Annotated in this window: 12 protein-coding genes; 7 read left to right on the top strand and 5 right to left on the bottom strand. The window is 63.5% G+C overall.

What is annotated here, in order from left to right; all coding sequences use genetic code 11:
- Positions 1-161 precede the first annotated feature (161 nt).
- The 7 genes from H6G99_RS14080 to H6G99_RS14050 all read left to right on the top strand — a co-directional run bounded on the left by H6G99_RS14080 (position 162) and on the right by H6G99_RS14050 (position 8,621).
- The gene (locus H6G99_RS14080) at positions 162-1,040 is read left to right on the top strand and encodes a methyltransferase domain-containing protein (protein WP_353617255.1); all 879 of its coding nucleotides are present in this window, start codon (positions 162-164) and stop codon (positions 1,038-1,040) included.
- Positions 1,041-1,493: 453 nt separating this feature from the next.
- Entirely contained in the window at positions 1,494-3,209 is a 1,716-nt protein-coding gene (locus tag H6G99_RS14075; protein ID WP_190612139.1) for a glycosyltransferase, read from the top strand.
- Entirely contained in the window at positions 3,206-4,504 is a 1,299-nt protein-coding gene (locus H6G99_RS16645; protein WP_190612138.1) for a glycosyltransferase, read from the top strand. Before H6G99_RS14075 ends, H6G99_RS16645 begins: the two co-directional genes overlap by 4 nt.
- On the top strand, positions 4,501-5,175 hold the full coding sequence (locus tag H6G99_RS14065; RefSeq protein ID WP_190612137.1) for a hypothetical protein: 675 nt from the start codon (positions 4,501-4,503) through the stop codon (positions 5,173-5,175). Before H6G99_RS16645 ends, H6G99_RS14065 begins: the two co-directional genes overlap by 4 nt.
- Positions 5,172-6,014 carry a sulfotransferase family protein gene (locus H6G99_RS14060; protein ID WP_190612136.1) on the top strand — a complete coding sequence of 281 codons (843 nt, stop codon included), beginning with the start codon at positions 5,172-5,174 and terminating at the stop codon, positions 6,012-6,014. Before H6G99_RS14065 ends, H6G99_RS14060 begins: the two co-directional genes overlap by 4 nt.
- A 131-nt stretch (positions 6,015-6,145) precedes the next feature.
- Positions 6,146-7,438: a glycosyltransferase family 2 protein gene (locus H6G99_RS14055; protein ID WP_190612135.1), complete on the top strand. Its 1,293-nt coding sequence runs from the start codon at positions 6,146-6,148 to the stop codon at positions 7,436-7,438.
- A 607-nt stretch (positions 7,439-8,045) separates the two neighbouring features.
- On the top strand, positions 8,046-8,621 hold the full coding sequence (locus H6G99_RS14050) for an AAA family ATPase (protein ID WP_094583957.1): 576 nt from the start codon (positions 8,046-8,048) through the stop codon (positions 8,619-8,621).
- Between the two features lies 1 nt (position 8,622).
- Here the strand turns inward: H6G99_RS14050 and H6G99_RS14045 are convergent, their stop codons facing one another.
- From H6G99_RS14045 to rfbB, 5 genes are read right to left on the bottom strand one after another with little or no spacing between them, the layout of a single operon-like run.
- Entirely contained in the window at positions 8,623-9,903 is a 1,281-nt protein-coding gene (locus H6G99_RS14045; protein WP_190612134.1) for a glycosyltransferase family protein, read from the bottom strand.
- Between the two features lie 4 nt (positions 9,904-9,907).
- Complete coding sequence (locus tag H6G99_RS14040) at positions 9,908-10,243, bottom strand: nucleotidyltransferase domain-containing protein (protein WP_199297207.1); 336 nt, start codon at positions 10,241-10,243, stop codon at positions 9,908-9,910.
- On the bottom strand, positions 10,240-10,656 hold the full coding sequence (locus H6G99_RS14035; RefSeq protein ID WP_190612133.1) for a nucleotidyltransferase substrate binding protein: 417 nt from the start codon (positions 10,654-10,656) through the stop codon (positions 10,240-10,242). Before H6G99_RS14035 ends, H6G99_RS14040 begins: the two co-directional genes overlap by 4 nt.
- 4 nt (positions 10,657-10,660) lie before the next feature.
- A complete protein-coding gene (cysS, locus tag H6G99_RS14030; protein WP_094583960.1) occupies positions 10,661-12,160 on the bottom strand; it encodes a cysteine--tRNA ligase in 1,500 nt (499 codons plus the stop codon).
- Positions 12,157-13,320: a dTDP-glucose 4,6-dehydratase gene (gene rfbB, locus H6G99_RS14025; RefSeq protein WP_190612132.1), complete on the bottom strand. Its 1,164-nt coding sequence runs from the start codon at positions 13,318-13,320 to the stop codon at positions 12,157-12,159. Before rfbB ends, cysS begins: the two co-directional genes overlap by 4 nt.
- Between the last annotated feature and the right edge of the window lie 17 nt (positions 13,321-13,337).

Below are 13,337 nucleotides of genomic sequence, written 5' to 3'. Positions count from 1 at the left end.
CGATCGGCTGCTCAGCCCCCGCAGATGGTCAGGCCCGGCATCAGACGACAGAGCGGTTGATGCCGGGGAGGACGGACAGGCCGAGCAAAGCCAAGAACGGGATGATGGCGCCGCCGGCCACCCCTCCCTAGCCTTCAGCCCATACTGGCGAAAGAGCCTTGGTGCAGGCAGGAATCCGCCCGCAGCTCATGCCCGGCGAGAAGGTGCTCGCCCTGCACGATCTGCAGCGCAGCTACACCAGCTTCGAAGCGTTTCAGCCGGAGCTCGCCGACCTGCTCCAGCAGGGCAGCCTGCTGGACGAGTGCGTCGCCGTGACGCAGACGCTGGGACTGCTCGAACCCCTCACGGGCGAGCACATCCCGCCGGAGGCGCTGCAGATCCAGGGGCCGAACTATCGGGAATCCCTGGTGGCCAACGGCCTGCTGAGCCGCAACCGGGCCGTGCTTCGGGTGCTGGAGCAGGCCTGCGGATCTCTGGACGCCCTGGCCCGCCAGGAGGTGTACCTGGCGGAGGCGCTCAGCGGCCTGGCCCTGTGGCTGCAGCGCCGGCTGGGGGCGGGCTCGCTCGTCTGCAGCGAATACCTGGAGGGCGCGGAACTGGCCGGCAGCGATCTCCTGCACCAGGACCTCTGCGCCCTGACGTTCCCGGAGGCCCGCTTCGACGTGGTGCTGTGCAACGAGCTGTTCGAGCACGTGCCCCAGCTGGAGGTCGCCTTCCGGGAGATCGCCCGGGTGCTGCGGCCGGGTGGGCGGCTGGTGGCCACCTGCCCGCTGGCCTTCGGTCAGCGGGAATCGATCGTGAAGGCCCGGCACAACACGGAAACGGGTCTGCCGGAACTCATCGGGGAGCCCGAGCGGCATGGCGATCCGATCCGGCCGGTGGGCGGCTCGCTCGTGTATCGGATTCCTGGCTGGGAAGTGCTCGACCAGTTGCGCGCCGCCGGCTTCGCCGAGGCGCGGATTCACCACATGGCCAGCTGGAAGTACGGGGTGCTCGGATCCGATCTCCCCGGGGTGCTGGTGATCGAGGCACAGCGCTAGAGCGGAAGGCCTTCCGCGGCTGATGAAGCGCTTGGCCATGGCACGTGATGCACGAAAGATATTCAGCAAAGCTTCATGCGATTGCCATGCTCTCTGCTGAAATCGTGGCGGAATTGGGGGTAAGTTGCTAAGGATTATTTCTAGTCAAAAGTCGGATCTCGCTGACCTGTGCCCGTTGATTCTCTCGATCGCAAAGCACTGCAGATCAGGCTCCTTGGGAATCCTGTTTCCCTGAGCGACTGGGATCGCCTGGCTGCCTATGTCGGCACCCATCGTGCGTCAGGCCATCCGATTCACCTTTCTTCAGGTGAGGAGACTGGCTCCCCAGTGGCGCCTGTATCGGCTCCACCGGAGCCTGACCCCGCGCTCAATCGTCCGGCAGCCAGTGTCTTTGTCGAGCCCGATATTCAACAGCTGAGTTCGGAGGCTCTGTTCCGAAAAGCCAAGCAGTTGGTGGATGAGGAGTGTTTCAGCGAGGCCATCTCCCTGACGGATCGCTGGCTGGCCAGCACGACGGAGGACAATGCAGATCCGATGCTGGCCTTCATCCGCGCCCACGCCCATCGGCAGAGCGAGCGACCCGAGGAGGCTCTGGCAATCTTGCGCCCATTCCGGGAGCAGGCGAGCAACCCCTGGATCCCCTTCGAGCTCGGTCTGATCCACAAGGCCCTGGGGCAGCCGGATGAGGCCTACCTCTGCTTCCGGGAGGCCAAGGGCCTCCAGCCTGAATTCACCTGGGCGTCGATCGAAGCCGACCGCACCACCGCGGAAGGCAACGTCCCCCTCGGCCGCCTCGATGCGATCACAGCCCAGGTCTGTGAGACGGGCGCCGCCGTTGATGTGCATCTCGATCGCAGCCTGCGCTGCGGGCCGCTGCTGCTGCTCATCGGCTGGTGCCGGGAAGCCTTCGGCAGCGGCAGCCTGTTCCGGCTGAGCGACCCGCTGATGCCCGGCGCCCATGCGGTGGGATCGGCCACGTTCTATCACCGCCCCGATGTGTGCCAGGCCCTGGGTCTGCCGGAGCATCAGAACCATGGGTTTGCCGTCCTGATCGACGGCTCGGGCTTCCGGCGCTGGTCGGAGCTCGGCCGCCTGCCGTTGATCGTGGAACCCGAAGGCGAAGAGAAGGCACGCGTCACCTCGGTGGAGATCTGCCTGGCGGAGGTGCCCGAGGAAACCAGCACGCCCCGCTTCTTCGAGGCGGCGTTGGGTGTGTTCCGGGTGTCGATCGACAGCGGCAACCGCTGGCCGGATTCCCTGCGGCTGTTCACCCCCCACACCGTGAGGGCGGCCTCCGGGTTGTTCGCCCGGCACGTGGCCGCTGAACGCCATGATGTTGAGGTCCACTGGCTGACGCGCACCCCGTTGACACGGGCGCCATTGGCCTCGGTGATCTTCGTGCAGCTGGGCTCCTTCCTGGCGGCCAAGCCGGCCATTCTGCAGCTGGCCAAATCCGGTTTGCCCCTCGAGTTGATCGTTGTCAACAACTCGCCCGAGCTGTTCTCAGAAACCTTCCACATCCTTGATCGCTTTGCCGACATACGTCCGGGCCTGCGGATCGGCATCCTCAACAGGGCCACCAACCTGGGCTTCTCGGCCGGATGCAATCTCGGTGCTGAACATGCCACCGGTGAGTGCCTGCTCTTCCACAACAACGACCTGTTCGCCGACTCGGTGGGGGATTACAAGCAGCTCATCACCCGAGCCCTCAACGAACCGAATGCGATCCACAGTGCCTTTCAGTACTTCACGGACGGCACCCTGATGCAGGAGGGCCTCACTGCCACGCGACTGACAACCGCTAAGGCCGGCGCGATTCCTCTTTTCAATGGTTTCTCCGTGGGCCGCAACCAGACCCGGGCGGAAGTGATCGCCTGCTCAGGGTCCCTGATGGCGATCAGCGCGCCGCTGTTCAACCACCTGGGTGGCTTCAGCGAAGAGATTGTGTATGCCCACTTCGAGGATTTCGACCTCTGCCTGAGAGCGCGACAGGAAGGAATCCCTGTGCGGGTCTGGGACGATATCAAGTTCTACCACGCTGAAGGGACTGGATCCGTGGCGCCCTATCACCTCAGTGGCACCACCAGCCATATCAACCGCTTGCTGTTCTCCCTGAAGTGGCGGCGAGTTCTGGAAACCATGGATCTACCTGTGGAGTATTCGCTGTGAGCCGTTACGATTTGGTGATTCTGAGCCTTTTCCATCCCAAGGTGGTGCATGGCGGGGCACAGCAATGTGCCTATGATCTGTTTTTGAATCTGCGCAAGTATTCCAATCTGAAGGTGTGCTTTATCGGCGCGACATCGCCCCAGACAAACCTGAGGACCAAGGCCTCTGCCTATCTGCGCAAGGTGCCGGGAGCGGAGGATGAGTTCTACTTCTTCACAGGAGAATACGATTATTTCTGGCATAACTGTGTCGATTCGCGTGCCGTCAAGGACCTCACCTTGTTTCTTCGCAAGCTGGAGCCCCGCTCGGTGTTCCTTTCGCATTACATGCACATCGGTATTGATCTGCTCGGTCTGCTGCGTTTCGCCCTGCCGGAGGTGCACATCAGCGTGGGACTGCATGAAATGCTGTTTGCCTGTCTGGCCGATGGTCAGATGGTGAAGAAGACGAACGGTGGCCTGTGCAGCAAGGCCGAGCCGGAGCTCTGTGCCATGTGCTTCCCCCATATCACCGCCGACACCTTCATGGCCCGGCACAAGCACAACGTGGATCTGCTGGAGATGGCCGACAGCTACATCGTGCCGGCCAGGCACCTGGGGGGCGTGCTCGTGCGGGAGATGGGAATCGATGCGCAGCGTGTTCATGTGATCAACCATCCGATCGATCTGGAGCGCTACCCAGCGCAGGCGCCGATGCCGGAATCCAGCTCCCAGAGGCCGATTCGGTTTGGCTTTTTCGGCCAGTTCGTGGACAACAAAGGCATTCACGTGCTGCTGAAGGCTGGCGATCTTCTCAACCGCAGTCAGCCCCTGCGTCCGTTCCAGATCGTGATCAATGGTGGCAACAAGAATTTTGCCTCCGGCGATTACCAGGCCAAGGTGGAGGGGATGATCAGCGACAGCCATTCCTGGGAGCATGGAGAGGTGGTGGAACTCGGCGGCTACACGCACGACGAGCTGATCCGCCGCATGGCTGGTGTCGATGTGGTGGTGGTCCCCTCCACCTGGCCCGAAGTGTTCGGGCTTGTGGTCACCGAAGCGTTCGCATGCTACAAGCCGGTGATCGCTGCCTTCATCGGCGGGCTGGCGGAGCGGGTCCAGCACGGTGTGGATGGCTTCAACTTCGTGGCCAGGGATCCCGCCGATCTTGCCGCCAAGATGGCTCTGTTTCTGGAGATGGAGCACGACAGATACCTCCAGATGGCCCATGCGGCCCATCAGACCGCCAGCCGACTGACTCCGAAGCGGGCGCTGGAGAGTTACTACAAGGCTCTCGCCGTTGGAGGCCACGGATGATTCACCTGAGCGTCGCGCTGCCCCTTGGCATCGACTCGGTCTTCTTTAGTTTTATTGAGCGGCTTGCTGTCCAGAACGGCCATGCCTGCCTGGACCCTCCTGCCCAAGGGCTCGACGCTGATGCGCCAGGCGACTGGATCACTTCGCTCAGCCGAAGCAGACAGCACCATTTTGTGATTGGCTATCGGTATCCTCCTGTGTATTGGAAGCAACTTGTGGCTCAATCTGCAACGGTCGCTTTGCTTTCCGATGCCGATGGGATCCTCCGGCAGGTCGATCGGATCCAGCGGAAGGCGCAACAGGCCGGCGGGGTTGCTGATCTTGCGACGAGTCTGCACGGTATTCGTCATGCTCTTGACGCTTTGATTGAGATGGCTGAGTGGATGCTCCACGAAGGGGCCGATACCACCACGATTTTCCCACCGGCGGTTGCCTTTCTTTCCCAGCCCATGGCAGCCTTTCGCCGTCTCGAAGATTTCTATTCCCAGGCTGGTGTACCCATGGCCACATCGTGCTGGGAAGGCTTCGCGGCAGAGGCGTATCCGCATCTGGATCAGGTTCAGCCCGTTGCCTCAGATCTTCGTCACGCGATGCAGCGCCAGCTGACTCTGGAGGAATCGACACCTTCAAGGCTGGAAGCTCTCGAGGCCCTCTTTCATCAGGAACCATGAGTGATCGTTCCAAGCCTCCGCAGGCCATCCTTTTGCCATCCGTCACTGTAGACCACCCACCATCCATGAAAGCCCCTATCTTCATCATTGGCTATCCAAGATCAGGAACATCATTCGTTGGAAAACTGATTGCAACGTTCACCAGGCTGCCCTCGCATGGTGAGGCCCATACGCTGACCCTGCTGCAGGAAATTCATCATCAGGTCAACCTTTATCGCCGGCGCACCGACTTCACGGGTAAGGAGCTCGTCAAGCTCCTTGACCTTGACGAACTGAAGGATACCAATACAAGGTTCTTTCGGGAATTTTATCGAAGGACCTATGGGAGTGATCAGTTCATTGATAAGACCCCTGGTGCTGTGGCCTGCCATGGTTGGGGAGTGGTGAAGGAAGTCTTTCCGGACGCCGTCTTCATCGCTTGTGTACGCAGTCCGGTAGAAGTCTATGAGTCTGCAGCGTTGAAGTTCGGCGGCCGTGATGGTGAACGTCCTGCCACAGATCCTGTTGAGGTGGCTACGGGCTGGGTGTCCGCGATGCGAGGGATTGAGCAGCTCCTTGCTTCCCCTTACGCCCCTGATTCCCATGTTGTCTCCCAATTGCAGCTTCGCTCTGATCCCGCCACGACGGTCACCAAGCTGTTTAGCTTTCTTGGTCTGCCCGATAGCGTGGTTGACGATGGGATTGCGCTTTGTAGTCAGTCTCGAGAGGATGTTCTGACAGCCTCCATAGAAAGACCCTCGTATAAAACATTGCGTCAGGCCAGTCTTCCTGATGCTCAGGCTCAGCAGTTCCGTGAGATCTGTGCTCCGGTCTGTGAGGATTGGGGGATTGAGCTGTAGCGAAGTCGCCAATCGCATGCGTTTTCGCAGGCATTCTTCGCTTCACGTGATTACCGTCACCCCCGATAACTCGTGACTTGACAATAAAACTATACAATCCTACCCTTCGGTAGCTCGACATCAACTGGTTCATGGCAAACCTGACGGGTGAGCAGTCTGCCAGCTTGGATGAAGCCGGCCAGTTGCTGAAAAACGGCCAACTGGAAGCTGCTGAGCGGATGCTGTCTGGTCTTGCCCAGACTCCAGGATTTGCGCCGACCAGACTCTTTCTGGCCAAGTTGTGTGAACTCCTCGATCGGCAGGGTCGCGACGAGGAGTTTCTTTCCAGGGTCAACGAGTTCAAGCAGCGATTTCCCCGGGCGCACAATCCATACATGCTGGCTTACCTCTTCTTTCTGAGGCGAGAAGACATCCCGTCGGCGGCGCAGGAAATTGGCTCCTGCCCTGAGCAGTTTATTTCACATATACCGACCAGGGCCGCTGTTCTTTATGCCGAGGCTCGCCTCAGGATTCACCAGTCACATCTGAGCATTGATCGAAGCTTCAGGAGGCCCACGCCTTCAGACGACGCGCCCCTTGAGCCTGTTGACGATCTCGCCATCTGCATGATGGTGCGCGATGAGGCTGATGTGATGATGGCCAACCTGTTGCATCACTATCAGTTAGGGTGTCGCAAGTTTGCCGTGATGGATAATCTCTCCAGGGACGGCACGGCTTCGGTTGTCTCCAGGTTCGCCAGGCTGCACCCAGACTGTACGGTCCTTCTCGTGCAGGACCCCATCGAAGGCTATTACCAGGCCAAGAAAACACAGGGTCTCTGTCGCCTGGCAAGGGACTGCTTCGGTTGCGCCGGAGATGAGTTGAGGCTGATCTTCCCGCTGGATGCTGACGAGTTTGTTGATCTTCCGCCAGGGGTCGGATTTCGATGGCTGGTGGACCGAATGATCGAGAGAGAGTCGGAAGTTGTTGTCTTTCACCTGTGCAATGCAGCGAGCAGCTCGCTCGTCCACTACGACGAGAGACAGGATGTCTATGGGACCATTGATGTCGTTGAGGCCTGCTCAGGTCAGATTGTCACCAAAAATGCCTTCAACCCCCGTTTTGTTTCGGGACTCACCATGGGCAACCATGTGTTGGCCCATGGTGATCTTTCCCGTGACAAGATCTTTGTGGCCTGCGAGGTCGGGGCTCGCATCATTCATTTCAAGTATCGCAGTCCCAGGCATGTGGCATCCAAGATTCTCAACGGTGGTCAGGCCGTCAATGCAACGAAGTTGGGTCAGCACTATGCCCTTCACTGGAGAACGGCCTATGCGGACATGCAGCAAAGGGGCTTCGTCGTGGCTGAAGAGATGTTTGAATCCTACTGTCTGGCGACGGCCAGGTATTCTGGACGCCTGAATATTCCACCCTGCAGAATCTAGGCCACTGCTCGGCTCCGTAACTCCGTCGTTCGGCCTTGACGGTGATGCACGTCTGTCACTCTCTTTGGCCAGAATTCACGCCTCTTCTGTCATTGCCTTGGCTGTCAAAGGACCTGCTGCTCCCTGCCCCTGACTTCCTGCCTCTCGTCCCGCCCTTCGCCGTGGTTGGCAGGCTTGCTGCTAGGTGATCCGCTCGGGAGCCTTGTTCGATGCTGTCGGTTTCGAAAGGATCAAGGCCCCCAACGCCCATGAGTGCCTGTTAACGTCCCCTTTATCTTCGTAGGCTTTGCCTTGGCCCTTTTGGATCCAGTCTCGGGCGCTTGCGCTGGCCACGCTTACTCGGCCGGAGGTTGCTTCTGCCTTCCATCAAGTCTGACGTTGTCGAACTGCCCCAGTCTCCAGTTGACTGACGCACTCCAGTCCCGTCCTTGGTCTCTTTTTCGGTGATTGGCGGAACCCGTTCCGGTCGCGCGCGTATCTCGCTTGCATCGTCCACCCTGACCATGCGCCACGTTGGGTTGTTTCGATTTTTCGTTTTGAGGCTGGATCAGCTGGGGCGGCAGAGCCCAGTCTCGGCGACCCGCATGGAATCATTCAGGCCAGGAGAATGAACCACATTCTTTACATCATTGGTGCTTCTGGATCAGGCAAAACAAGCCTGGCGCTTCGCCTGTCCAGGATCGCCCATGTCATCCATACCGACCAGCTTGCCCTGATTGCGGCCATGCGGCTCTGTCCGTTCTGCAAGCCCGGATCTGCAGGGGACTGGGGGCTTTGGCAGGCGCTGCTGCAGCACACATCGGCGATCGAGGCCCTGCATTATTCGTTCCTTCAATCGCACTCCATCTGCCTCTCCTTCCAGGGGCCCATCATCATTGAAGGCACCATTCTGGTCTGGGAGCAGTGGCGAGCAGCCTTGCGCGCCAGCCTCGCCATGGCAGGTGTTGACATGTCCAGGGAGTCCTTTCTTTGGCTCGATCCCTCACCTGAGGAGATCCACCGCAACATCCTGGAGCGTGCCAGGGGGAAGGAGGCCCAGCTGTCCCTGGGCCAGGTCCAGGACGCATGCTTGCGCTATTCCAATCTGGTTCTTGACCAGCCCTTTGCGAAACACAGCAGCAGCAGTCGTCTTGAGCAGGTGATCCAGGGCCTTGTAGGTGCACCAGAGACAGGACGCGGCTGATTCAGCTCCCGGCTGTGGTGACTGTCGCCTTCGATGGTGCGCCCGGGCTTGCATCCACCACCTGCAGGCTGAACTGGGGCGCCAGTGATGCCCGTGCCCAGACTGCAACCGTCTCGGCGCCGCTCCACAACACCAGCTCCACCAGATCACCGATCCGCTCGCCCGCCAGGCCCTCTCGCGGCGCCTCCATCTGCAGGGCTTGGGGCTTCAGCGCCTCTGCCGTCCAGCGCTGCTCCATGGCGGCGCGCCCCAGGTCCAGCGGTGGACCGTCCAGCACCAGTGGGAACACGCGCAGCCGTGCCTCGCCGGCGATGGAGAACGACACGCGGCAGCCGCTTCCCGGCTCCAGCAGCGCATAGAGGGGAACCCCCGGCACCAGCCGGCCGCTCAGCCGCCGGTGGGGCCGTCCGTGGTTGTGGGGCTCACAGCACTCTTCAGCCAGATGGCGGATCGCCTCGGGTATCAGGGCGGGGTCGGCGGCGCGGAAGAACTGCTGGTCCGGGAAGCCGATCGCATCGGCCATCGCCCGCCCGTACACCTGCGCCTGGGTCTGGGCGTCGAAGTCCCCCTGGGCGAAGAACTGCCGCGCCGCCTGGAAGCTGCCCTGCAGACCCTCGCCGCCGTGCAGGTGGAAGTAGAGGCAGTTGTAGAAGCCGAACTTGATGCTGGCCCCATAGGCGCTGCGCACGGTGGTGAGGTGGGCGCCGCCGCAGAGGGCCTCCGGCAGGAAGTCCGTGCTGGCCACCGCCGCCTGCTCCACCCCCACCAGCCAGAGGTAGTCGAGGTGGCGCTCGGCCGTGATCGCCCCGCGCTTGAAGGCGAACGGCTTGCGGGCCACCAGCGGGCTGCCCGGCTTGCCGCACACCAGATTCAGGTAGGTGAAATTGACGCAGTCGAAGCTGGCCACCATCGCCGGGCTTGTCCAGAAGCGCTCCACCGCCTCCCGATCCAGCAGCAGCAGTTCATCGGCATCCACCGACAGCACCACATCGCCGGCCGCCAGCCCGTAGCCGTGGATCCGCTTCTCCCGCTCGCCCGCAAACACGCCGTGGTGGTAGTGGATCGGCACCCCCAGCCGCCGGGCGAGCCCGGCGAACAGCCCGACAGCCCGTGGGCTGGGCTGTTCCAGATCCCGCCCTACCAGCGGCTCCAGCAACTCGCGGGTGAACTGGAACGGTCCGTCGTTCACCACGATCTCGTCGACCCAGGCGAGCCGCTCCACCACCCGCCCGATGAAATCGAAGTCCTCAAAGAACTGGATCACCACCGAGACGCTGGCCATCGGCTCAGCTGCGCCTCCAGATGCGGCGGCCGACACGCTGCAGATGGGCTTCCAGATCCTGGGAAATCTCCCTCCGCAAGGCCACATCCACCTGCCAGGGCAGCAGCAGCTCATCGATCGCCGCCATCAGCCGCAGCCGGTCGCGGTGGCTGAGCTCCGGGCCCTCCAGGCAGAGGTCGATGTCCGATCCTTCCCGGTGGCTTCCCATCGCCCGTGAACCGAACAGCCACACGGCCTCCAGGTGGGCCTGGGACTCGAACACCTGTTGCAGCCGTTCCTGGGTCCGCTCAGGGATGCCGGGGATCGATCCCATCGGGGTGGTGGAGGGCTGGGGGCTCATAGCGTCGGCTCCTGCTGCAGCATCTCCAGACGGGCCCGCAACTGTCGGTAGCAGGCCAGATAGTTCTGGCCGATGTGCCCGGCGATCGCGTCGGCGGTGGAGCGGTTGTAGGTGTGGCTGGTGAGATTGCGGTCCTGAATCATCAGCATCCAGCTCTCGCCATCCTCGATCCGCCCCAGACGGAATGATTCCTTCAACGTATCCCGTGAACCGAGCAGTTGCTCGTTGCCCTTGCTGAGCAGGAGATCGCGCAGGGTGTTCCAGGCCAGTTCGAAGGTGTACTCGAACGCCTTGATCAATCCCTGCTGCTCACGGGCGTTCAGTTCAGGGGGCTGGAAGAACGTCTCCAGCTGCTCCAGCGCCCGGCAGTAGTTCGAGAATCTCTGCTGCCAGCGGATGTCGAGATCGCCCATCGGCTCAGCTCCGCACCCAGTCGGTCACGCCGCCGGGCCGGTCGATCAGCTCGATGCCCTCGGCGGCCAGCTCGGCCCGGATGCGGTCGGCGGTGGCGAAATCGCGGGCGGCCTTGGCGGTCCGGCGCTCTTCGATCCGCTGCTGGATCGCCGTCGCCGCCTCCGCTGCCTCGGCAGGGGTGCAGACCGCCGCTGCGCTCGCCGCCTCCGCCTCCAGCCCCAGCACCCCGGCCAGCTCCAGGAGCAGCCGCCAGCGGGGCTCCAGCTCCGCCGCCTCGCCGGCGGCTTCGGCGTCGCTCCCCCCCCGTTCCAGGCGGTTGGCCAGGGCCCGCAACGGCCGGGCCAGCTCGAACAGCACCGCCAGGGCCGCCGAGGTGTTGAGGTCGTCGTCCATGGCGGCGGCGAAGCGCTCCCGAGCCCCGGCCAGCTCCTCGCCGATCTCGGCGGCACTCGCCACAGCGCTCCCGGCCGCCGCTGTGGTCCCCCATCCCAGGGCCGCCCTGTGACGCTCACCCAGGCCGAGGGCGGCGTCCAGTCCCTTCCAGCCGGTGGCGGCCGCCGCCAGGGCCTCGGCGGTGAAGTCGAGCGGCTTGCGGTAGTGGGCCTGCAGCACGAACAGCCTCAGGGTCATCGGGCTGACGCCGCTCTCCAGCAGGGCGCGGATCGTGGTGAAGTTGCCCAGCGACTTGGACATCTTCTCGCCGCCCACGTTGACCATGCCGTTGTGCAGCCACCAGCGGGCCAGGGGCTGGCCGCTGGCCGCCTCCGACTGGGCGATCTCGTTCTCGTGGTGGGGAAAGATCAGGTCGGCACCACCGAGATGGATGTCGATCGTGGTGCCCAGCTCCTCGCGCACCATGGCCGAGCATTCGATGTGCCAGCCGGGCCGGCCTGCGCCCCAGGGCGAGGGGAAGCTGGGTTCGCCCGGCTTGGCCCCCTTCCAGAGCGCGAAATCAAACGGGTGGCGCTTGCGGGCCTCCTCCGCCTCGCTGGTGCGGCCGCTGGCCCCTTCCTGCTGCTCCTCCAGCGTGCGGCCGCTGAGCTTGCCGTAGCCGGCCTGCCGCATCACGGCGAAGTACACGTCGCCATCGGCTGAGTAGGCCGCCCCCTTGGCCTCCAGCTCGCCGATCAGCGCACGGATCGCGTCCAGGCTGCGGGTGGCCCGCGGCATCCGGTCGGGGGGAAGGATGTGCAGGGCGGCCATGTCGGCCTGGAAGGCGGCGATGTTGCGCTCGCTCACCACCTCCATGGAGCTGCCCTCCTCCTCGGCCCGCTTGAGGATCTTGTCGTCGATGTCGGTGAAGTTCTGGACGAAGGTGACGGCATAGCCGCTCCACAGCAGATAACGCCGCAGCACATCCCAGACGATGTAGCTGCGGGCGTGGCCCAGGTGGCAGAGGTCGTAGACCGTGACGCCGCAGCAGTAGATCGACACCCTGCCCGGCTGCAGCGGCTCGAACGGCTCGCAGGTGCGGGTGAGGGTGTTGGTGAGCCGCAGGGTCAATGGCCCGCTCCCGCCACGGCTCCCGCGCCAGCACCCGCCTGGCCCAGGCGGCCGCCGCCGTAGCCGGCCCGGCTGCGCACGTTGGCGCACCAGTCGTCGTGCTCCAGGTACCACTGCACCGTTGCCCTGAGGCCCTGCTGGAAGTCGTGGCGGGGCTGCCAGCCCAGTTCGGTGCTGATCCGCTCCGGGTCGATGGCATAGCGCCGGTCGTGGCCGGGCCGGTCGGCCACCGGGGTGATCAGGCCGGCGTGGGGGGCACCGTCGGGCCGCAACTCGTCGAGCAGGGCGCAGATGGCGTGCACCACCTCCTTGTTGGTGCGCTCCCCATGGCCACCGACGCAGTAGCTGCGGCCCACCTCGCCGCTGGTGGCGGCCAGCAGCAGGGCCTCGACGTGGTCCTCCACGTAGAGCCAGTCGCGCACGTTGGCCCCGTCGCCGTAGAGGGGGATCGGCTCACCGGCGGCGGCCTTGAGGATCACCACCGGGATCAGCTTCTCGGGGAACTGCCAGGGCCCGTAGTTGTTGCTGCAGTTGGTCAGCACCACCGGCAGCCCGAAGGTGTGGTGCCAGGCCTGGACCAGGTGATCGCTGCCCGCCTTGCTGGCCGAGTAGGGGCTGCGGGGGTCGTAGGGGGTGGTCTCGGAGAACCGGCCCGTGGCCCCCAGGGAGCCGAACACCTCATCGGTGCTGATGTGGTGGAAGCGGAACAGCTCCCGCCGCTCCGCCGGCAGCCCCTCCCAGTGGGCCCGCACCGCCTGCAGCAGGTGGTAGGTCCCCATCACGTTGCTGACCAGGAAGGCGCCCGGATCGTCGATCGAGCGGTCGACGTGGCTTTCGGCGGCCAGGTGCAGCACCAGGTCCGGATCGGCCTGCCGCACCGCGGCGGCCGTGGCCTCCCCGTCGGCCAGGTCCACCTGCAGCAGCCGGTGCCGCGGCCCGTCGGCCCGCTCCGCCGCCGGCCCCAGCGCCGCCATCGTGTTGTAGATGCCCAGCAGGTCGCTGGCGTAGCCCATCTTGTCAAGGTTGAACACCGTCGCGGTGCTGTCCTGCAGCAGCCGCCGCACCAGCGCCCCGCCGATGAAGCCCGCGCCGCCGGTCACCAGGATGCGGCGGCGGCCGGCAAGCAGCAGCGGCAGGTCGAGGGAGGGGTACGGATCCATCGGTGTGGGGCGAGACG

This window comes from Synechococcus sp. FACHB-909 (genome assembly GCF_014698945.1).
In the GTDB taxonomy this organism is placed as follows: domain Bacteria; phylum Cyanobacteriota; class Cyanobacteriia; order PCC-6307; family Cyanobiaceae; genus Cyanobium.
This window is presented reverse-complemented; position numbering and strand designations above follow the sequence as displayed.

Excerpts from the sequence above, each read along its gene's own strand:
- H6G99_RS14055 (WP_190612135.1), top strand. The coding sequence starts at position 6,146 with ATGGCAAACCTGACGGGTGAGCAGTCTGCCAGCTTGGATGAAGCCGGC.
- H6G99_RS14045 (WP_190612134.1), bottom strand. The coding sequence starts at position 9,903 with ATGGCCAGCGTCTCGGTGGTGATCCAGTTCTTTGAGGACTTCGATTTC.
- H6G99_RS14050 (WP_094583957.1), top strand. The coding sequence starts at position 8,046 with ATGAACCACATTCTTTACATCATTGGTGCTTCTGGATCAGGCAAAACA.
- H6G99_RS14035 (WP_190612133.1), bottom strand. The coding sequence starts at position 10,656 with ATGGGCGATCTCGACATCCGCTGGCAGCAGAGATTCTCGAACTACTGC.
- rfbB (WP_190612132.1), bottom strand. The coding sequence starts at position 13,320 with ATGGATCCGTACCCCTCCCTCGACCTGCCGCTGCTGCTTGCCGGCCGC.
- H6G99_RS14065 (WP_190612137.1), top strand. The coding sequence starts at position 4,501 with ATGATTCACCTGAGCGTCGCGCTGCCCCTTGGCATCGACTCGGTCTTC.
- H6G99_RS14040 (WP_199297207.1), bottom strand. The coding sequence starts at position 10,243 with ATGAGCCCCCAGCCCTCCACCACCCCGATGGGATCGATCCCCGGCATC.
- H6G99_RS14060 (WP_190612136.1), top strand. The coding sequence starts at position 5,172 with ATGAGTGATCGTTCCAAGCCTCCGCAGGCCATCCTTTTGCCATCCGTC.